This window comes from Rahnella sp. RcJ3 (genome assembly GCF_009498575.1).
In the GTDB taxonomy this organism is placed as follows: domain Bacteria; phylum Pseudomonadota; class Gammaproteobacteria; order Enterobacterales; family Enterobacteriaceae; genus Rahnella; species Rahnella aceris.
In genome coordinates, this window is sequence record NZ_QSNX01000030.1 from 1 (window position 1) to 20,441 (window position 20,441).

General features: G+C 53.6%; 16 protein-coding genes. 6 read left to right on the forward strand and 10 right to left on the reverse strand.

Going from position 1 to position 20,441, the window contains the following annotated elements; genetic code table 11:
- Window positions 1-110: 110 nt before the first annotated feature.
- The 7 genes from rraA to priA all read right to left on the reverse strand — a co-directional run bounded on the left by rraA (window position 111) and on the right by priA (window position 8,199).
- Window positions 111-596 carry a ribonuclease E activity regulator RraA gene (gene rraA / locus DXU84_RS23390; protein ID WP_013577584.1) on the reverse strand — a complete coding sequence of 162 codons (486 nt, stop codon included), beginning with the start codon at window positions 594-596 and terminating at the stop codon, window positions 111-113.
- 120 nt (window positions 597-716) lie between these two features.
- A complete protein-coding gene (locus DXU84_RS23395) occupies window positions 717-1,643 on the reverse strand; it encodes a 1,4-dihydroxy-2-naphthoate polyprenyltransferase (RefSeq protein WP_013577583.1) in 927 nt (308 codons plus the stop codon).
- 94 nt (window positions 1,644-1,737) lie between these two features.
- Window positions 1,738-3,072, reverse strand: coding sequence for an HslU--HslV peptidase ATPase subunit (gene hslU, locus DXU84_RS23400; RefSeq protein ID WP_013577582.1), 1,335 nt, complete (start codon window positions 3,070-3,072; stop codon window positions 1,738-1,740).
- Window positions 3,073-3,084: 12 nt separating this feature from the next.
- Complete coding sequence (hslV, locus tag DXU84_RS23405; RefSeq protein WP_015690599.1) at window positions 3,085-3,615, reverse strand: ATP-dependent protease subunit HslV; 531 nt, start codon at window positions 3,613-3,615, stop codon at window positions 3,085-3,087.
- Window positions 3,616-3,730: 115 nt separating this feature from the next.
- Window positions 3,731-4,672: a cell division protein FtsN gene (ftsN, locus tag DXU84_RS23410; RefSeq protein WP_071823634.1), complete on the reverse strand. Its 942-nt coding sequence runs from the start codon at window positions 4,670-4,672 to the stop codon at window positions 3,731-3,733.
- Window positions 4,673-4,771: 99 nt separating this feature from the next.
- Entirely contained in the window at window positions 4,772-5,800 is a 1,029-nt protein-coding gene (gene cytR / locus DXU84_RS23415) for a DNA-binding transcriptional regulator CytR (RefSeq protein WP_041689037.1), read from the reverse strand.
- A gap of 203 nt (window positions 5,801-6,003) precedes the next feature.
- Window positions 6,004-8,199 (reverse strand): primosomal protein N', encoded by a 2,196-nt coding sequence (priA, locus tag DXU84_RS23420; protein WP_015690597.1) that lies wholly within the window; start codon window positions 8,197-8,199, stop codon window positions 6,004-6,006.
- A 201-nt stretch (window positions 8,200-8,400) separates the two neighbouring features.
- Here priA and rpmE point away from each other — a divergent pair, with 201 nt between their 5' ends.
- The gene (gene rpmE / locus DXU84_RS23425; RefSeq protein ID WP_013577577.1) at window positions 8,401-8,613 is read left to right on the forward strand and encodes a 50S ribosomal protein L31; all 213 of its coding nucleotides are present in this window, start codon (window positions 8,401-8,403) and stop codon (window positions 8,611-8,613) included.
- Window positions 8,614-8,783: 170 nt separating this feature from the next.
- Here the strand turns inward: rpmE and metJ are convergent, their stop codons facing one another.
- Window positions 8,784-9,101, reverse strand: coding sequence for a met regulon transcriptional regulator MetJ (gene metJ / locus DXU84_RS23430; RefSeq protein ID WP_004392248.1), 318 nt, complete (start codon window positions 9,099-9,101; stop codon window positions 8,784-8,786).
- Between the two features lie 330 nt (window positions 9,102-9,431).
- On the opposite strand from metJ, the gene metB reads away from it, so the two are divergent.
- The 3 genes from metB (at window position 9,432) to metF (ending at window position 14,186) form a co-directional block, all read left to right on the forward strand.
- Window positions 9,432-10,592, forward strand: a complete 1,161-nt coding sequence (gene metB / locus DXU84_RS23435) for a cystathionine gamma-synthase (RefSeq protein WP_013577576.1) — start codon at window positions 9,432-9,434, stop codon at window positions 10,590-10,592.
- Window positions 10,593-10,594: 2 nt separating this feature from the next.
- Window positions 10,595-13,030: a bifunctional aspartate kinase/homoserine dehydrogenase II gene (locus tag DXU84_RS23440; protein ID WP_013577575.1), complete on the forward strand. Its 2,436-nt coding sequence runs from the start codon at window positions 10,595-10,597 to the stop codon at window positions 13,028-13,030.
- Window positions 13,031-13,277: 247 nt separating this feature from the next.
- Window positions 13,278-14,186 (forward strand): methylenetetrahydrofolate reductase, encoded by a 909-nt coding sequence (gene metF / locus DXU84_RS23445; RefSeq protein WP_013577574.1) that lies wholly within the window; start codon window positions 13,278-13,280, stop codon window positions 14,184-14,186.
- A gap of 72 nt (window positions 14,187-14,258) precedes the next feature.
- Here metF and ppc read toward each other — a convergent pair whose 3' ends face one another.
- Together ppc and argE are read right to left on the reverse strand one after the other, a co-directional pair.
- Complete coding sequence (ppc, locus tag DXU84_RS23450) at window positions 14,259-16,904, reverse strand: phosphoenolpyruvate carboxylase (protein ID WP_013577573.1); 2,646 nt, start codon at window positions 16,902-16,904, stop codon at window positions 14,259-14,261.
- Between the two features lie 290 nt (window positions 16,905-17,194).
- On the reverse strand, window positions 17,195-18,346 hold the full coding sequence (gene argE, locus DXU84_RS23455) for an acetylornithine deacetylase (protein ID WP_041673179.1): 1,152 nt from the start codon (window positions 18,344-18,346) through the stop codon (window positions 17,195-17,197).
- Between the two features lie 138 nt (window positions 18,347-18,484).
- Here argE and argC point away from each other — a divergent pair, with 138 nt between their 5' ends.
- Window positions 18,485-19,489 carry an N-acetyl-gamma-glutamyl-phosphate reductase gene (argC, locus tag DXU84_RS23460; RefSeq protein WP_013577571.1) on the forward strand — a complete coding sequence of 335 codons (1,005 nt, stop codon included), beginning with the start codon at window positions 18,485-18,487 and terminating at the stop codon, window positions 19,487-19,489.
- 131 nt (window positions 19,490-19,620) lie between these two features.
- Entirely contained in the window at window positions 19,621-20,394 is a 774-nt protein-coding gene (gene argB / locus DXU84_RS23465; protein ID WP_013577570.1) for an acetylglutamate kinase, read from the forward strand.
- The last annotated feature ends 47 nt before the right edge of the window (window positions 20,395-20,441 follow it).

The following is a 20,441-nucleotide window of genomic DNA, read 5'->3' on the forward strand; positions in this document are numbered from 1 at the left end:
GTCCATGATGAGCATGAACCCTTTTTACACGAGCCACCGGATCGGTCAACTGATCCTTAAACGATCGGCATTACGCCTTGGCGTCCTTTTTTGTTGTGCCCAGAAGGAAATCACTCAATATCGAGCGGGTCTTCGGACAGCACGATACCGGTATTATCGGCATAAAGATGGTCGCCGGAGAAGAAGGTGACGCCGCCGAAATTGACACGAATGTCGCTTTCGCCAATCCCTTCACTGCCTGCGCCAGCCGGGATAGCCGCCATCGCCTGGATACCCAGATCCAGCTCTTCGAGATCATCAACCTGACGGACTGCACCGTAAATCACGATGCCTTCCCATTCGTTTTGCAATGCAAGGCGTGCCAGTCCGGCATCCAGCAGTGCGCGACGAACAGAACCGCCACCATCGATCACTAATACACGGCCACGGCCATTTTCTTCCAGCAGGTCATAAAGCAAGCCATTATCTTCGAAGCATTTCACGGTGGTGATTTGCCCGCCAAATGAAGTACGGCCGCCAAAGTTGGAGAACAAGGGTTCAACGACATTCACTTCTTCATGGTAGATGTCGCAAAGTTCGGAAGTATCGTATTTCATAGGATTTCATCTGGTTGCTGCATGAGTGTTCAGTATATCCCTTTCCGGCGGATGTTGGCAAAATCATCAATTGTTAAATGTGAAAAGTGACCTGATAAACGCACATCAGGCCAACTTTACTCAATTGAGCAACAGACCCACTGCAAACAAGACGTTAGTCAGCAACGCGGTTTTTACCATATGTTCCAGCAACGGGCGGACTTCAGTGGATGTTGTCGATTTCATCACCCGCATCAGATGTTTTGCCAGCATTGGGAGCGCCAGGATAAACAGCCAGCCGGTCCAGTGAGGCAGGTGCAGGGCGGAGAAAATCACCAGACACAGCACGGCGGCGGTCAGAATGATGGCGTGATAGCGTCGTGCGTTAACCGGCCCGAGGCGAACCGCCAGGGTATTCTTGCCGTTGGCGCTGTCGGTTTCGATATCGCGCAAATTATTGATATTGAGTACCGCAGTGGACAGCAAACCTGTCGCCGTCGCCGGAAGCATTACGATCCAGTCGAAATAGCCTGCCTGTAAATAAAACGTCCCTGCGACACTGATCCAGCCGAAGAAGATCAGCACGGAAATATCGCCAAGTCCCATGTAGCCATAAGGTCGTGTGCCGACGGTATAGGTAATGGCGGCGCCAATCGACAGCAAGCCGAGGATCAGAAACCCGACCACGTCACTAGGCTTATGACAGGCCACGGCAATAAGCGCAGTACCGCAGATAAGGGTCAGCGCGATGGTCAGGATAATCGCGCGCTTCATCTGCCCGGCGGTAATCAGGCCCTTTTGCATGCCGCGTAAGGGCCCGACGCGTTCCGGCGTGTCACTGCCTTTCTCGGCATCGCCATAGTCATTCGCCAGATTTGACAAAATTTGCAAACAGCCCGCAGTCAGCAGCGCCAGTAGTGCAATGAGCGGATGGAAAACGCCTTGCAGGCTGGCAATGGCAGAACCCATAACGATAGAAGCAAACGCCAGTGGCAAGGTTTTCGGGCGCAGGCTTTCGAGCCAGGCGCGGGCGGGGGTTGTCGGAGTGAAAGGCGTGATTGTGCTCATAGGTGATTTCTCAGGTGAAGAATCAGTCCGAAATCTAAAAAAATCAGGGAGGCAAACGCCTCCCTGAAGATCACTTTCGGAACGTATGAGCAAATTATAAGATAAAACGGCTCAGATCTTCATCAGCTACCAGCTGGTCAAGGTGGCTTCTAACATAATCTGCATCAATGTTTATGGAGATACCGTTGCTTTCGCTGGCATCGTAAGAGATATCTTCCATCAGACGCTCCAGAACGGTATGCAGACGACGCGCACCTATGTTCTCGGTGGTTTCGTTCACCTGCCATGCGGCTTCCGCAATACGGCGGATACCGTCAGCGGTGAAATCAATGGTTACGCCTTCGGTCGCCATCAATGCTTTGTACTGATGAGTCAGCGAAGCACTTGGCTCGGTCAGTATGCGTTCGAAGTCTTCAGTCGACAGCGCCTGCAGTTCCACACGAATAGGCAGACGACCCTGCAACTCAGGGATCAGGTCTGACGGGCTGGCCGTCTGGAATGCGCCGGAAGCGATAAACAGAATGTGATCGGTTTTCACCATGCCGTGCTTGGTAGACACCGTACAGCCTTCCACCAGAGGCAGCAGGTCACGCTGAACACCTTCGCGGGAGACGTCCGGGCCTGAACTCTGGCCGCCACGTTTACAGATTTTGTCGATCTCATCGATAAACACGATGCCGTGTTGCTCAACGGCCTCGATTGCCTGTTCTTTCAGATCTTCCGGGTTCACCAGTTTCGCGGCTTCTTCTTCGATCAGCAGCTTCAGCGCTTCTTTGATTTTCAGTTTGCGCGGTTTCTGTTTCTGAGCACCCATGCTCTGGAACATCGACTGCAACTGATTGGTCATTTCTTCCATACCCGGAGGGGACATGATTTCCACGCCCATCGGGCCGGATGCCAGGCTGATTTCAATCTCTTTGTCGTCGAGCTGGCCTTCACGCAGTTTTTTGCGGAAGTTCTGGCGTGCAGCAGAAGGTTCCTGCGCTTCGTCAGGTTGTCCCCAGTTGTTTTTCGCTGGCGGGATCAGCACATCCAGAATACGTTCTTCGGCCAGTTCTTCAGCACGATAACGGTTTTTCTCAATAGATTGCAGGCGCACCATTTTTACGGCGGAATCGGTCAGGTCGCGGATAATGGAATCCACTTCTTTACCGACGTAACCGACTTCCGTGAATTTAGTCGCTTCTACTTTGATGAACGGCGCGTTAGCCAGCTTCGCCAGACGGCGGGCAATTTCGGTTTTACCGACACCGGTCGGACCGATCATCAGAATATTTTTCGGGGTGACTTCGTGGCGCAGCGCTTCATCAAGCTGCATCCGGCGCCAGCGGTTACGCAAAGCAATAGCCACGGCGCGTTTCGCTTTATCCTGGCCAATGATGTAACTGTCTAACTCGCTGACGATCTCGCGCGGGGTCATCTCAGACATAATTTTCGATCCTTACGCTTTAGAAGACAATTCTTCGATAGTGTGGAATTGGTTGGTGTAGATGCAGATGTCACCGGCGATGCTCAGCGATTTTTCGACGATGTCGCGCGCTTCAAGCTCGGAGTTTTCCAGCAACGCGCGTGCAGCAGCCTGGGCATACGGGCCACCGGAACCAATGGCAATCAGATCGTTTTCAGGCTGGATAACGTCACCGTTACCGCTGATGATAAGCGAGGCGTTTTCATCGGCCACGGCCAGAAGGGCTTCCAGACGGCGTAACATACGGTCGGTACGCCAGTCTTTTGCCAGTTCAACGGCGGCTTTCACCAGATGACCCTGGTGCATTTCCAGTTTGCGTTCGAACAGCTCAAACAGCGTGAAGGCATCAGCCGTGCCGCCAGCAAAGCCCGCGATCACTTTGTCGTTATACAGGCGACGTACTTTTTTGACGTTGCCCTTCATGACGGTATTTCCCAATGTGGCCTGGCCATCACCACCGATAACGACCTTGCCGTTGCGGCGTACACTTACAATTGTTGTCACGAGCGGTTCCTCGTTGCAGACGGAAAAGATCCCCGCAGGTTTGCGGGACACTGAACGTGTCTCACAAACTTACGGGGCATATTGAAAGTATAGATTGGGGAAGGATTACGGGTTTTCAACCCCCGGTTGCGACGGGAATGCAACCGGAGATGCCAGCGCCTTTGAGGCGCGATAGTGTGCTGTCAGCACCAGAACGGCTGTTGTACGGGCCGATGACGACGCGACTCCAGCCACCGCCGGTGGTGATCCGGCCTTCAAAACCTTCGAATGCCAGCTTGGCGCGCTGGGATTCCGCCTGCTCAGATCCTTTGAACGAACCGCACTGAACCACAAAGCGCTGGGTTTTTTCCTGTGCTTTCGGTTTTTCCGGCTCAGCCTGGGTAATGGTGGCTGGCTGTTGCGGTTTCGGTGCTTCTTTCACCGGCTCTTTCACTTGCGGCTTCGGTTTTGGCTGAACGGGTTGCGTTTGCACCTGGGCCTGAGGCGCACGTACCGGCTGCGTTTGCGGCGTATACGTTGGCTGTGGCTGAACCTGACGCGGCTGAGTTACCGGCTGCTGCTGCGCGTACGTCGGCTGCTGTTGCTGAACCTGACGTTGAGTATGCGCCGGTGCCTGCGTGGCCTGATTCGGGTCGTTATACGGCACTTCAGACAACTGTGTTGGTGTCTGGCGCATATCGGCCTGCATCTGTTCGAGAAGCTGGCGCTGTTCAGGCGTCAGTTGTGTTTTGGATTCGACCTGTCCGCCCGCCGTCGGTTCTGTCGGCGTGGTGACGCCCATCTGGCGGTTTTCCAGTTCTTTAATGTAGCGCCAGCGTTCTTCTGGCTTAGGTGGCAATCCATTACCCGGACGGACAGCGTGCGTCGGCAACACTGTCGCTTCTTCATGTTTATTGTGCGCAATAAAATAGAGGCCACCGACAAACACCACCAGTACCGCAACGGCTAACACCACCATGGTTTTGGAGATCGTTGTGGAACTGCGTTTTTTACTCCGGCTGGTACTTTTCCGCCGCGCTCCTGAGCGCCCACGGCTTACATAGTCTCTTTGTGCCACTATCGTTTCGCTGTGTCGTGATGAATGAAGAAGTGCGTCATGTTACTCAACCCTGAACATTTACTGAAATTAAAACTGTTGAACAGCATAAAATCGGACTCACGCTTTTGGGGCCGCAGTGCTTTCCCGCACCACCAGCTCGCTATCAAGCAGCAGCGAACCGTTTTGTACCGGATTTCCCTGTAACTGCTCAAGTAATAATAACATGGCCTGACGGCCAAGCTGGAATCTCGGCTGCGCAACGGTCGTCAGCGGAGGATCGGTATACTGGCTGGCCTTGATGTCATCGAAGCCGACAACCGACAAATCCTGCGGAATGCGCAGACCCATTTTTTTCGCCTGGAACATGGCACCAATCGCCATCACATCGTTGTGGCAGAAAATCGCCGTCGGCGGCACGGGCAGGGCCATCAACTCGGTGACGGCTTGCGCCCCCGATTCATAGCTGAAATCACCATGAATGGTCAGCTTGCTCTCGACGCTCAGTCCGTTGCGGCGCAGCGCCTGCACATAACCTTGTGAACGGTACTGGCACAATGGCATATGCTTTGGCCCGGCGATGCAGGCAATACGGTGATGCCCCAGCTTGAGAAGATAATGCACAGCTTCGAACGCGGCCGTCAGGTTATCAATGTGGACTGTCGGCAGTTCAAGTTCCGGCGCAAATTCATTCGCCATCACCATCGGTGGCAAATTGCGTTGTTCTTCTTTGCTGGCATCGAAAGGTAAATCAGAGCCGAGCAGCAGCATACCGTCAATTTGCTTGGTAATGATCAGATTGATAAAGGTTTTCTCTTGCTGATTTTGCTGAGCACAATCACCGATCAACACCAGATAACCGCTTTCGGCGGCCGTGCGCTCGATCCCCTGGATCAGATCGGCGAAAAACGGATCGCAGATGTCGGGGACGATCACCAAAATAGTGCGTGATTCATTACGCTTCAGGTTGCGGGCCAGGGCATGAGGAGAATAACCGACGGCCATGACGGCCTGATCAACTTTCTGGCGAGTCGCGGCGGAGACTTTCTCCGGATTCATTAATGCACGGGATACGGTTGCTGTTGAAACGCCTGCCTGTTCAGCCACATCTTTCATTGTTGCGGCGGGTAATTCTTTCTTGTGCTCCAACGTCTCTCTCCTTGCAACAGCATCAAACTGAGACAACAACATCAACATTCCTCACCTGGCTACGCATGATGTGTAGCTCATCACATTCTAAACAGAATGTGAGTAGGATTTGTTACCTAATTTGCATTAAAAGTGTGACCCAGATGCTTTTTTCGATGCATCACGCAAAAAACCTGACTATTCACGCAAATTCGCTTTTGGAATCAGCTGTCAATCGGATCGACATCCAGTGTCCATTTCACTTTTTTGGCTTGCGGCAGACTTGAAATCAGCGGCTGAGAGCTTTTGATCAGATGCTGCAAAACGCGCCGTGAAGGATGCTGCAATAAAAGCTGCCAGCGGAAACGTCCGCTGCGTTTGGCTTGTAAGGCAGGAACCGGCCCCAGGATCCACAGCGAATCATCTTTCAGCGGACTGGATTCGAGCAGATTACGTAACTGCTGAAGGAACAGCGCAGATTGCTGATTATCGTGGTCTTCCGAGCGGATCATAATGTGGCTGGTATAAGGAGGAAGGAAGACGCTTTTGCGCTCCGCCAGGGTCTGTCTGGCGAACTCGTCGTAGCCCTGCTGCAACAGCACCTGTAACAGCGGATGTTCGGGATGGTGAGTTTGCAATACGACTTCACCCTGTTTGCCTGCACGTCCGGCACGGCCTGAAACCTGCGTATAAAGCTGGGCAAAGCGCTCGGCAGAACGGAAATCTGCCGAGAACAGCGCGCCGTCGACATCCAGCAATGACACCAGCGTAACATCAGGGAAGTGGTGCCCTTTTGCCAGCATTTGGGTGCCGATAAGAATACGTGCGCCGCCACGATGGACTTCATTCAGGTGTTGTTCCAGCGAACCTTTCCGGCTGGTGGTATCGCGGTCAATGCGCGTGATTGGCGTATCCGGGAACAACGGCGCCAGTTCGTTTTCCAGCTGTTCTGTACCGACGCCGACCGAGACCAGTTGTGTTGAGCCGCAATGCGGACACTGATGCGGCACGGCGCGCTGACTGTCACAATGGTGGCAGCGTAACTGACGCTGATTCTGGTGCAGAGTGTAATAGTGATCACAGCGCTGACATTCGGCTATCCAGCCACACTCATGGCAAAGCAGGGCAGGCGCATAGCCGCGGCGGTTGAGGAACAGCATGACCTGATTATCGGCTTTCAGATGCTCCTGCATTTTCTGGATCAGCGGTTGAGACAGCCCGACTTTCAGCTGCAACCCTTTTAAATCCAGCAAATTCTGACGGGCGAGTTTGGCATTTCCGGCACGTTTGGTCAGTTTGAGCTGACGATATTTCCCCAGTTCAACATTGTGCAGCGTTTCCAGCGCCGGGGTTGCCGAGCCCATAATAATCGGGATATTTTCAGCGTGAGCGCGGTACACCGCCAGATCACGGGCGTGATAGCGCCAGCCTTCCTGCTGCTTATAAGAACTGTCGTGTTCTTCATCAATGATAATGACGCCGAGGCGCGCAAACGGTGTAAACAGCGATGAACGGGTGCCAATGACGATGCCCGCTTCGCCATTGCGCGCCCGCAGCCAGACGGCGAGGCGTTCGCTGTCGTTCAGGCCGGAGTGCAGCACATCCACCGGCGCACTGAAACGTTCGCGAAAACGTGCGATGGTTTGCGGCGTCAGGCCGATTTCCGGCACCATCACCAGCGCCTGCCGACCCTGCGCCAGAATGTTTTCCAGCACGCTCAGATACACTTCGGTTTTACCTGAGCCGGTTACACCGGCCAGCAACCAGGCGGAAAATTGCTGATCTTCACTGCGGATCGCGCCGACGGCGGTGGCCTGCTCGGTATTGAGTCGTAAACGTTCGCCGATCACCGAGAAATCCTGGCGCCAGTCGTGCGTGGCGGGCGCAATACTGCGTAAATCCGTCAGCCCTTTGGCTCGTAATGCCTGCAGGGCCGTATCGGTAAGATCAAGATCGGCAACCTGATGACGATACAACGGTTTTTGCATCAGTGCTGCCATCGCCTGCTGTTGTTTTGGCGCACGTTTGAGACTGTCGAGCGGCGTCGCGCGCCCCTCCTCGGTGGCGAACCATTGCCACAGCGGTGTAAGCTCAGCGGCTTTCCCCTGACGTAACAATACCGGCAGCGCATGGAACAGCACTTCGCCGATCGGGTAATGGTAATAGTCGGCGGCCCAAAACAAGATGCGCCACAGATCAGGGGTAAACAGACTGGAGCTGTCGAGGACTTCCCGCACCGGTTTCAGTTTCTCCAGGCCAAATTCGCTGAAGTCGCTGACCTGAGTGACGATGCCAATGGCGTCGCGTTTTCCGAAAGGCACACTGACCCGGCAACCCTTTGAAACCTGCATATCAGGCGGCAACAGATAGTCGAAAGTACGGGCGAGCGGGACGGGTAAAGCAACGTGGGCAACAGGCATTGGGGGTCCAGACTATAAAAAAATGACGGGATAGTGTACACTGTGTCCTTCGAAATGCATGAACATGATTGCGCGGTTGTCAGAGATTCTGTATGATTCGCCGCCTTTGGTGCATTTCGTACTCAAAGCCTATCATCCACTACGCGTGGTGTCTGACAGAACAGGGTTGGATAGCGACGCGGCCTTAAGAAGAGGTTTTCCATGAAACAAGGTATTCACCCTAAATATGTAGAAGTTACTGCAACTTGCTCATGCGGTAACGTTATCAAAACTCACTCAACTGTGGGTCACGATCTGAACCTGGACGTTTGTGGCGAATGCCACCCGTTCTACACTGGTAAGCAACGTGAAGTGGCTACCGGTGGCCGCGTTGACCGCTTCAACAAGCGTTTCAGCGTTCCAGGCAGCAAATAAGCTTCGCTTGAGAGCAAAAAAAGGCGCCTTTGGCGCCTTTTTTGTTACCTGTCGTTTGACGTCCCGCCAGATAAAATGCCCGTTCCCGCACTCTCTTTCTTCGCGCAGATACTGAAAAAACGCGCGACGGGAGCCGCACGGTCTTTCAGCACATCTTTGCGATGTTGCGATCAGTATTCCCAGGTATCAGGATCCACACCCAGTTCACGCATCAGGATCTTCGCCGCTTCCGGTATTTCGTCACTGCGTTCTTTACGCAGGTCTTCGTCATTCGGCAAAGGCTGACCGGTGAAGGCGTGCAGAAAAGCCTCACACAATAATTCACTGTTGGTCGCGTGACGCAGGTTGTTTACCTGGCGACGGGTGCGTTCATCGGTGAGAATTTTGAGGACTTTCAGCGGAATGGATACCGTGATTTTCTTAACTTGTTCGCTTTTCTTACCGTGTTCAGCGTAAGGGCTGACATATTCGCCGTTCCACTCAGCCATGGGACACCTTAAATTTATCAAAAAATAAAATTCTGAAAACCGCGTGATTATGCCCGATTTTCACTGTTCTCACTAAGTAAATGTCGGAATTTAACAGGGACATTTCACGTTTTTCCCTGCGGCACTGTTCATTTTGTTACCTTGAGCTTACGTCTCCCGGCACGACAGATCTGCCTGACATCTTCATTAACGCCATAATTTTAGCGGGTATTGCGCTGTTGCTCAATCTATACGCAAAGAAGTTTAGATGTCCAGATGTATTGACGTCTATAAATCCGGACGTTACTCTTTATATCCTCATCCTTCGCAATTCGTCAGGAAGAAACGATTATGACGCACAAGCAAGCCACCATTGCCGTGGGCAGTGGCCTGAACAATGATCAGCAATATGGTTGTGTAGTTCCGCCAATCTACCTTTCCAGTACCTATAACTTTGAAGATTTCAATCAGCCAAGAGCCCATGACTATTCACGTCGCGGCAATCCGTCACGGGATGTTGTCCAGCGTGCGCTGGCTGATCTGGAAGGCGGCGCCGGTGCGGTTCTGACCAGCAGCGGTATGTCAGCCATTCATCTGGTGTGTACGGTATTTCTGAAACCTGGCGATTTACTGGTTGCGCCGCACGACTGCTACGGCGGCAGTTACCGGTTGTTCGACAGCCTGAGCAAACGTGGCGCGTATCGCGTGCTGTTTGTGGATCAGGGTGATCCACAGGCGCTGGCCGATGCGCTGAAAGAAAAGCCGAAGCTGGTGCTGATTGAAACGCCGAGCAATCCTTTGCTGCGTGTGGTGGATATTCAGGCGATTTGCGACGCGTCCCGCGCCGCCGGTGCCCTGACAGTGGTGGACAACACCTTCCTGAGTCCGGCGTTGCAAAATCCATTGCAGCTTGGTGCGGATTTAGTCGTCCATTCATGTACTAAATATCTGAACGGGCATTCTGATGTGGTCGCCGGTACGGTAATATCTAAGACCGCAGAACATGCGACAGAACTCGCCTGGTGGGCGAACAACATTGGCGTTACCGCTGCGGCCTTTGACAGCTATCTGTTATTGCGCGGTTTGCGCACGTTAACGGTTCGCGTGAAACAGCAACAGGAAAATGCACTGGCAATTGTTGCTTATTTACAAAAACAATTGCAGGTCAAAAAGCTGTATCATCCGTCGCTGCCGGAAAACCAGGGACATGAAATTGCCTGCCGCCAGCAACGTGGCTTTGGTGCCATGATCAGTTTTGAATTTAACGGAGATGAAGCTCAGTTGCGCCATTTCCTGAAAGAATTGAAGTTATTTACCCTCGCAGAATCACTGGGAGGCGTCGAAAGCCTGATTTCTCATACCGCGACCATGACACATGCTGGCATGGCGCCGGAAGCGCGCAAAGCCGCCGGGATTTCTGACAGCTTGCTCCGTATTTCTGTAGGTCTTGAAGACAGCGAAGATTTGATTGCTGATCTGGAAAATGCATTCCAGTCAGTGGCAACGAGGTAAGTATGAATGCAATAGCGGTTGCAGCGCCGGCGGGAAGTCGTCAGTTGCACAAATTTGGTGGTAGCAGTCTGGCCGACGTGAAGTGTTATCTGCGTGTCGCTGGCATTATGGCCGAGTATGCGAAGCCGGGTGACATGATGGTGGTGTCGGCGGCTGGCAGCACAACCAACCAGCTGATCAGCTGGCTGAAGCTCAGCCAGACAGACAGAATTTCTGCGCATCAGGTTCAGCAGGCTTTGCGCCGTTATCAGAGTGATTTGATAACTGGTCTGTTGCCGCCGGAAATGGCCGAACCGCTTATTGCTTCTTTTATTCATGATCTCGAACGTCTGGCTGTTTTGCTTGACGGCAAAATGACCGATGCAATTTATGCTGAAGTCGTCGGGCACGGCGAAGTCTGGTCTGCACGCCTGATGTCTGCAGTGCTGTGTAAGCTGGAATTACCGGCCGCCTGGCTGGATGCCCGTGAATTCCTGCGGGCTGAACGCGCTGCGCAACCTCAGGTTGATGAAGGCCGTTCGTATCCGCTGCTGCAACAACTTCTCGCGCAGCATCCTCAGCAATATCTGGTGGTGACCGGCTTTATCGCCCGCAGTGACGCGGGTGAAACCGTACTGCTTGGCCGTAACGGCAGTGACTATTCCGCCACCCAGATTGGCGCACTGGCTAATGCCAGCCGTGTGACCATCTGGAGTGATGTGGCCGGTGTCTACAGCGCCGACCCGCGCAAAGTGAAAGATGCCTGCCTGCTGCCGTTATTGCGTCTCGATGAAGCCAGTGAACTTGCGCGTCTGGCGGCACCGGTTCTGCACACCCGTACCCTTCAGCCGGTTTCCGGCAGCGATATTGATTTGCAACTGCGTTGCAGTTACCAGCCGGAGCAGGGCTCAACGCGTATTGAACGCGTGCTGGCTTCCGGTACCGGCGCGAAAATTGTCACCAGCCATGATGATATTTGTCTGATCGAAATGGTCATTCCTTCCGGCCACGATTTTGGTCTGGCGCAAAAAGATGTTGAGCTGCTGCTTAAACGTGCGCAGATCAAACCGCTGTGTACCGGCATTCATCCTGACCGTAATCTGCTGCAACTTTGCTACACCTCTGAAGTGGCGGGCAGCGCGTTGCAGGTTCTCGAAGAGGCGGCCCTTCCGGCGCGTCTGACCCTGCGTGAAGGGCTGGCGCTGGTGGCGCTGGTCGGGGCGGGCGTGTGCAAGAATCCGTTGCACAGCCACCGTTTTTATCAGGAAATGAAAGATCAGCCAGTGGAGTTTATCTGGCAGGCCGAAGACGGTATCAGTCTGGTGGCTGTACTGCGTATCGGCCCGACCGCGCACCTGATTCAGGGGCTGCACAAAACGTTGTTCCGTGCTGAAAAGCAAATCGGTCTGATGCTGTTTGGTAAAGGCAATATCGGTTCACGCTGGCTGGAACTGTTCGCCCGTGAACAAAAGAATATTTCTGCCCGCAGCGGTTTTGAGTTTGTGCTGGCCGGTGTGGTCGACAGCAAGCGCAGTCTGCTCAATTATGAAGGGCTGGACGCCAGCCGTGCGCTGGCCTTCTTTGATGATGAATCGCAGGCGCATGACGAAGAATCGCTGTTCCTGTGGATGCGCGCGCATCCTTATGACGATTTAGTGGTTCTGGATGTCACCGCCAGCGCTGAACTGGCCGATCAGTATCTGGATTTCGCCAGCTACGGTTTCCATGTCATCAGTGCCAACAAACAGGCAGGCGCGTCGGACACGAATAAATACCGTCAGATCCGCGACGCGTTTTCAAAAACCGGCAGCCACTGGTTGTATAACGCCACTGTCGGCGCTGGTTTGCCGGTTAACCATACGGTGCGTGATTTACGCGAAAGCGGCGACAGCATTCTGGCCATCAGCGGCATTTTCTCGGGAACATTGTCCTGGCTGTTCCTGCAATTTGACGGCACGCTGCCGTTCACCGAACTGGTGGATTTAGCCTGGCAGCAGGGGCTGACTGAGCCGGATCCGCGCGATGATTTATCCGGTCAGGACGTCATGCGCAAGCTGGTGATCCTGGCGCGCGAAGCGGGTTATGACATCGAACCGACGCAGGTTCGCGTGGAATCTCTGGTGCCGGAAAGTTGCGCGAACGGTTCCGTAGATCAGTTTTTTGAAGACGGTGAGGCGCTGAACCAGCAAATGCTGCAACGTCTGGAAGCCGCCCGTGAAATGGGCCTGGTGCTGCGCTACGTGGCCCGTTTCGATGCCAATGGCAAAGCCCGTGTGGGTGTTGAAGCGGTGCGTGACGACCATCCTCTGGCCGCATTACTGCCGTGCGATAACGTGTTCGCTATCGAAAGTCGCTGGTATCGTGATAATCCGCTGGTGATCCGCGGGCCGGGTGCAGGGCGTGACGTGACCGCAGGTGCGTTGCAATCTGATCTTAATCGTCTGACGCAACTTCTGTAATTCCTTACGCCTTCCCCTCTCATGAGGGGAAGGCGTAAAAAACCTCTAACTTTCCTCAGCTTCCCCTCAGCCGCATTTTCGCAACGTGAAATTCTTTCAGTTTGCGTGAAGATTAATCATCCCCTGCCATCATTTTAACGTTGACACTTTGTTCTCTTTCCGTCATTTTCTATCTATACGTTTAGACGTCCAAACGTCCATTATAACGAACCATAATCAAAACGCAGTGATCCATGAGGTAGTGTTTATGAGCTTTTTCCACGCAAACCAGCGCGAAGCGCTGAACCAGAATCTGGCTGAATTACAGGGTCAGATTAACGTTTCTTTCGAATTTTTCCCGCCTCGTACCAGCGAGATGGAAGATACGTTGTGGAGCTCTATTGATCGTCTCAGCAGCCTCAAGCCTAAGTTTGTCTCTGTGACTTACGGCGCGAACTCCGGCGAGCGTGATCGTACACACAGCATCATCAAAGGCATTAAAGAACGTACCGGTCTGGAAGCGGCACCTCACCTGACCTGTATCGATGCCAGCCGCGATGAACTGCGTCAGATCGCACGGGATTACTGGGACAGTGGCATCCGCCACATTGTGGCTCTGCGTGGCGATTTGCCGGCAGGCGGCGGCAAGCCGGAAATGTACGCCACCGATCTGGTGCATCTGCTGAAAGAAGTGGGCGACTTTGATATTTCCGTCGCAGCCTATCCGGAAGTGCATCCTGAGGCCAAAAGCGCGCAGTCAGATCTGATTAACCTGAAACGTAAAATCGATGCCGGTGCGAACCGCGCCATCACGCAGTTCTTCTTTGATGTGGAAAGTTACCTGCGTTTCCGCGACCGCTGCGCCGGTCAGGGGATTGACGTGGAAATCGTGCCAGGCATCCTGCCGGTGTCTAACTTCAAACAGCTGACCCGCTTTGCGACGATGACCAATGTGCGTGTACCGCACTGGATGAACAGCCAGTTTGAAGGGCTGGATGACGACGCCGAAACCCGCAAAATGGTCGGTGCCAATATCGCGATGGACATGGTGAAAATCCTCAGCCGCGAAGGCGTGAAGGACTTCCATTTCTACACCCTGAACCGTGCAGAAATGAGTTACGCGATTTGCCACACGCTGGGTGTGCGTCCAGACATCGCTGTGCCGGTTCGCGCTTAATCTTTTTGCCCGACACTGAATACAAAAAACCCGCGAATTCGCGGGTTTTTCTTGGGCTGATGTCAGCGAAAACTAGCCGGTATTACGCATACCCGCTGCCACACCGGCAATCGTCACCATCAGCGCCTGTTCGACGTTGGCATCCTGCTTGCCGTCTTTTTCCAGCTCGCGGGAACGGTGCAGCAATTCAGCCTGCAAGACGTTCAGCGGGTCAGTGTAGACGTTTCGCAGTGCGATGGATTCTGCAATCCACGGCAAATCTTCCATCAGATGATCGTCGTTAGAAATCGCCAGAATGACTTTGATGTCGCTTGCCAGCTGATCGCGCAACTGCTGACCGAGCGGCCACAATTCTTTCCCAACCAGACGATGATCGTAGTATTCCGCCAGCCACAGGTCAGCTTTCGCAAACACCATCTCCAGCATACCGATTCGCGTGGAGAAGAACGGCCAGTCGCGGCACATGGTTTCCAGCTCGTCGCGTTTTCCGTCATCAACCACAGCCTGCAAACCGGCACCGGCACCCAGCCAGGCTGGCAGCATCAGGCGGTTTTGCGTCCAGGCGAAAATCCACGGGATGGCACGAAGGCTTTCGACGCCACCGCTGGCTTTACGTTTCGCCGGACGTGAACCCAGAGGCAGTTTGGCCAGTTCCTGTTCCGGCGTTGCGGCGCGGAAGTAAGGCACGAAGTCTTTATTTTCGCGAACGTAGCCACGGTACATTTTGCAGGACACGTCAGACAGTTGTTCCATGATATCCACCCAGGCTTGTTTCGGCTCAGGCGGTGGCAACAGGTTGGCTTCCAGAATTGCAGAGGTGTACAGCGCCAGACTGCTGATGGTGACTTCCGGCAGACCGAACTTGAAGCGGATCATCTCGCCCTGTTCGGTAACGCGCAGGCCACCTTTCAGGCTGCCCGGAGGCTGAGACAATAACGCTGCCTGTGCCGGTGCGCCGCCACGGCCGATAGAACCGCCACGTCCGTGGAACAGTGTCAGGGCAATCCCGGCTTTCTCGCAGGTTTTGATCAGAGCATCCTGCGCACGATATTGCGCCCACGATGCGGCCATCACGCCCGCGTCTTTTGCGGAGTCGGAATAGCCAATCATCACCATCTGTTTGCCCTGAATGAAACCGCGATACCAGTCGATGCTCAGCAATTGCTTCATGACATCGTCGGCATTGTTCAGGTCGTCGAGCGTTTCGAACAGCGGCGCAACGGGCATCGGGAACGGACAACCGGCTTCTTTGAGCAGCAGGTGTACGGCCAGCACATCAGACGGCGTGCGCGCCATCGAGATGACATACGCTGCAATCGAGCCTTCCGGCGCTTCGGCAATCACCTGACAGGTATCGAGCACTTCTTTGGTGTTGGCGCTCGGTTCCCAGTGACGTGGCACCAGCGGACGTTTTGAGTTCAGTTCGCGGATCAGGAAAGCCTGTTTGTCGGATTCTGACCAGCTTTCGTAATCGCCAAGACCCAGATAACGGGTAATTTCTGCGATAGCGTCGGTGTGGCGGGTGCTTTCCTGACGCACGTCGATACGCACCAGCGGCACGCCGAAGCAGCGCACGCGGCGCAGGGTATCCAGCAACTGGCCGTTGGCAATAATGCCCATGTTGCAGGCCTGCAATGACTGGTAGCAGGCGTAAAGCGGCGCCCACAGTTGGTCATTTTTCACCAGCAAATCGTGCGGGCGTGCAACACGTTCGCCTTTCAGACGGGCTTCCAGATACACCTGAGTATTGGTCAGCTGCGAACGGAGCTGTTTCATGATTTCGCGGTAAGGTTCGATGATGTCCGCACCGCCGGCCAGCTCACGCAGTTCCGGTGTGCATTCGGTCATCGACAGTTCTGACACCAGCACCGCGATATCACGCAGGAACAGATCAGTCGCTTTCCAGCGGCTCAGCAACAGCACGTGACGGGTGATATCGGCGGTTACGTTCGGGTTACCGTCGCGGTCGCCACCCATCCAGGAGGTGAAGCGAACCGGCACGGCTTCCACTGGCATTTTGTAATCCAGTGAGGTTTCCAGCTGTTCGTTCAGTTCGCGCAGAAAAGCCGGCACGCCTTCCCACAGGCTGTTTTCGACTACCGCAAAACCCCATTTGGCTTCATCCACCGGAGAAGGGCGGTTTTTGCGGATTTCATCGGTATGCCATGACTGCGCGATTAACTGACGCAGGCGGCGCATGATTTGTTTGCGCTCGTAATCGGCCAGATCGTTATGGTCGAGCTGCTTGAGGCAGTTATTCACTTCCACCAGTTTGTGGATCAGCGTGCGACGGGCGATTTCTGTCGGGTGTGCGGTCAGCACCAGTTCGATAGAAAGCTGGTCAACGGCATCCCGTAACTGCTGCTCAGAGAGGTTTTTGGATTTCAGACGATCGAACAATTGCGCCAGCGCTTCAGGATTGCTGGCCGCTTCGCCGTGCGGCGAAATGCTGTGATATTGTTCAGCCACGTTGGCTAAATTCAGAAACTGGCTAAAAGCACGGGCAACAGGCAGCAGCTCATCGTTTGAGAGGTTTTGCAACGTTGACAGTAACTCCTGTCGATCCGCGTCATTTCCGGCACGGGAGGATTTCGACAGCTTACGGATTTTCTCAACACGATCCAGGATATGCTCTCCCAACGTATCTTTGATCGTGTCGCCCAGCAATTTACCTAAAGTACTGACATTACTTCGCATTGCGGAATATTGTTCGTTCATATTACCTCTGACCCGTTCTCTCGTTTAATTTTTATATTCTGTAAATAACTTTCACCCGTCAGGCATTCTTGCCCCGTTCACCCTGCCAACCTGGCCATACTTTTTAAATGCAGCACATGTTTTAACCCAAAAACCCCTGAACACTCACGTGAAAAATGGTCTTTTTGGCGATGTCGCTGAAATTTAATTACAACAGCGGCGATATCAGTTTGGCTAATCCACCTTTTGTACAGTATCAAAGGGCGCCCGTGAGCGCCCTGATTGTTTCTTCATCAATCCTTCATTCAGTATCAGTGATAACAGAAATGATGAACAACCTGAGAAATCAGCTCACGAGTCGGTTTAATGAACGCAGTATCAATATATTCATCTGGCTGATGTGCCTGATCGATAGAACCTGGTCCGAGCACCAGCGTCGGGCACAGTTCCTGAATAAACGGCGCTTCGGTGCAGTAGTTAACGATTTCCGTCTCCACGCCCAGTAATTTCTCGACCACCTGCACCAGCGGGTGATCCGGCGGACATTCATAGCCCGGGATCGGTGGATGCAGTTCTTCAATCACAATACGTCCCGGCCAGCGTTCGCTGACGGGGGCCAGTGCCTCGTTCAACAGACCATCAATGTCGGTCAGCGTCAGACCCGGCAGCGGGCGGATATCCATGTGCATTTCACAACAGGCACAAATACGGTTTGGTGCGTCGCCGCCGTTGATATAACCAAAGTTCATGGTCGGGTACGGGATCACGAAACCACTGTGGTTGTAACGGCTTTTCAGCGTATTGCGCAGCGTCATTAAATGGGTAATCGATTCGTGCATCAGTTCAATAGCGTTCACGCCGCGGGACGGATCACTGGAATGGCCGGACTGACCGGTGATGCGGATTGCATTCGACAGATGCCCCTTATGCGCACGAACCGGCTTGAGCGACGTGGGTTCACCGATGATCGCGCAGTCAGGGCGAATTTTGGCATTTTTAGAGAAATAGCTGGCACCGGCCATGGTGGTTTCTTCATCGGCGGTCGCCAAAATATACAGCGGTTTAGTCAGTTTGGTCAGATCGACATCACGCAATGAATCGAGGATGAACGCGAAGAAACCTTTCATATCGGCAGTCCCTAAACCATAGAGCTTATTTTCATGCTCGGTCAGGGTGAAAGGATCACGTGTCCAGCGGCCGTCATCGAACGGAACGGTATCGGTATGACCCGCCAGCAGCAACCCGCCTGCACCTTCACCGGTACTGGCTAACATGTTGAATTTATGGCGTGTTCCTGGCACGGGTTGCACTTCGACTTTGAAGCCTAAATCACCGAACCAGCCTGCCAGTAGATTGATTAACGTCTCATTGCTCTGGTCCAGTGCAGCGTCTGTGGCGCTGATGGAAGGGGTGGCGATTAACGCCCGGTAGAGCTCAATAAAAGGAGGTAATTTCATCTTCACTGTTGACAGCCTTTAGTTAGGGTAGTATTCATATTCATGCAATAATTGTGAATAAAAATACAATAAGCCAGCGCGTAAGGAAACCGGAAAAAAATTCATCCGGCCCCTACCCAAAAATTGAGAAGGTGAACAAGCCCTATGTTAAATACGCTGATTGTTGGTGCCACAGGTTATGCCGGAGCCGAACTCGCTGCTTACCTGAATCGCCACCCACATATGAACATAACCGGTTTAACGGTTTCAGCGCAAAGTGCAGATGCAGGAAAATTACTTTCTGATTTGCATCCTCAATTAAAAGGCATCGTCGATTTGCCTGTTTCGCCACTGACTGACGTGGCGGAAGCCGCGAAAGGTGTCGATGTGGTATTTCTGGCGACCGCGCATGAAGTCAGCCACGATTTAGCGCCACAGTTTCTGGCGGCGGGCTGCGTGGTGTTTGATCTATCCGGTGCTTTTCGCGTCAGCAAACCTGAGTTTTATACCGAATTCTACGGTTTTGAGCATCAGCATCTCGACCTGCTCGACCAAGCTGTGTACGGCCTGGCCGAATGGCAGGCTGACAAATTAAAAGACGCACAGCTGATCGCCGTTCCGGGCTGTTACCCGACCGCTTCGCAGCTGGCGCTTAAACCCCTTATCGAAAATGGTTTGCTCAATGACAGCCAGTGGCCGGTGATCAACGCCACCAGCGGTGTTAGTGGTGCAGGCCGTAAAGCCACGCTCGGCAACAGCTTCTGCGAAGTCAGCCTTCAGCCATACAAACTTTTCAGCCACCGTCATCATCCGGAAATTGCCGAGCATCTTGGCGTGCCGGTGATTTTCACACCGCATCTGGGCAACTTCCCGCGCGGTATTCTGGCGACCATCACCTGCCGTCTGAACGCGGGTGTCACGGAGCAGGACGTGGCGGAAGCCTTCCATAATGCTTATCACGATAAACCGCTGGTGCGTTTGTACACCAAAGGCGTTCCGGCGCTGAAAGACGTGGTTGGCCTGCCGTTTTGCGATATCGGTTTTGCGGTGAAAGGCGAACATCTGATTGTGGTGGCGACGGAGGATAATGTGCTTAAAGGCGCGTCCGCGCAGGCGGTTCAGTGCATGAATATCCGTTTCGGCTTCCCGGAAACACAATCACTGCTTTAACACTTCGTCAGATTGTCAGCAAACAAAAAACAACCGCCCCTGAGCGTTTATTCAGACGCGCAGGGGTGTTAGATTAAATTAAATGTATTGTTATTAATTAACATTCTCAACCGGTCGGGGCGCGAACAGCTATGAATCCGTTAGTCATAAAATTAGGTGGTGTGTTGCTGGACAATGAAGAAGCGCTCGAGCGCCTGTTCATGGCGGTAGTGGCTTATCGTCAGGAATATCACCGCCCGCTGGTTATTGTTCACGGTGGCGGCTGCCTGGTTGACGAGCTGATGAAAAAGCTGAATCTGCCGGTGGTGAAAAAAGCCGGTCTGCGTGTGACTCCGGCTGATCAGATTGACATTATCACCGGCGCACTTGCTGGCAGCGCTAACAAAACCCTGCTGGCGTGGGCGGTTAAAAATCATATCAACGCTGTTGGCCTGTCTCTGGCAGACGGCGGTACCGTCAGCGTTACACAGCTGGATGAATCACTGGGCTTCGTCGGTAAAGCCGAAGCGGGTAACCCGGCGCTGATTAACACGCTGCACGGCGCAGGCTACCTGCCGATTGTCAGTTCTATCGGCATCACCGCAAACGGCGAGCTGATGAACGTTAACGCTGATCAGGCTGCGACTGCACTGGCGGCCACGCTGGGCGCGGATCTGATCCTGCTGTCTGATGTCAGTGGCATTCTTGACGGCAAAGGTCAGCGTATCCCGGAAATGAGCGCAGAGAAAGCCGAGCAGCTTATCGCGCAGGGTATTATCACCGATGGCATGATCGTCAAAGTTCACGCTGCGCTGGACGCCGCCCGTTCTCTGGGACGTCCGGTTGATATTGCCAGCTGGCGTCATGCCGAACAATTACCGGCACTGTTTAACGGCGTCGCCATCGGCACACGTATTCTGGCGTAACGCACCGGCGGCGCATTCGGTATACCCTTTTCAAGGGCGCAGCATAG

Coding starts and splice junctions, on each gene's coding strand:
- rraA (WP_013577584.1), bottom strand. CDS start 596: ATGAAATACGATACTTCCGAACTTTGCGACATCTACCATGAAGAAGTG.
- DXU84_RS23395 (WP_013577583.1), bottom strand. CDS start 1,643: ATGAGCACAATCACGCCTTTCACTCCGACAACCCCCGCCCGCGCCTGG.
- hslU (WP_013577582.1), bottom strand. CDS start 3,072: ATGTCTGAGATGACCCCGCGCGAGATCGTCAGCGAGTTAGACAGTTAC.
- priA (WP_015690597.1), bottom strand. CDS start 8,199: ATGCCTGTTGCCCACGTTGCTTTACCCGTCCCGCTCGCCCGTACTTTC.
- rpmE (WP_013577577.1), top strand. CDS start 8,401: ATGAAACAAGGTATTCACCCTAAATATGTAGAAGTTACTGCAACTTGC.
- metJ (WP_004392248.1), bottom strand. CDS start 9,101: ATGGCTGAGTGGAACGGCGAATATGTCAGCCCTTACGCTGAACACGGT.
- metB (WP_013577576.1), top strand. CDS start 9,432: ATGACGCACAAGCAAGCCACCATTGCCGTGGGCAGTGGCCTGAACAAT.
- DXU84_RS23440 (WP_013577575.1), top strand. CDS start 10,595: ATGAATGCAATAGCGGTTGCAGCGCCGGCGGGAAGTCGTCAGTTGCAC.
- metF (WP_013577574.1), top strand. CDS start 13,278: ATGAGCTTTTTCCACGCAAACCAGCGCGAAGCGCTGAACCAGAATCTG.
- ppc (WP_013577573.1), bottom strand. CDS start 16,904: ATGAACGAACAATATTCCGCAATGCGAAGTAATGTCAGTACTTTAGGT.
- argC (WP_013577571.1), top strand. CDS start 18,485: ATGTTAAATACGCTGATTGTTGGTGCCACAGGTTATGCCGGAGCCGAA.
- argB (WP_013577570.1), top strand. CDS start 19,621: ATGAATCCGTTAGTCATAAAATTAGGTGGTGTGTTGCTGGACAATGAA.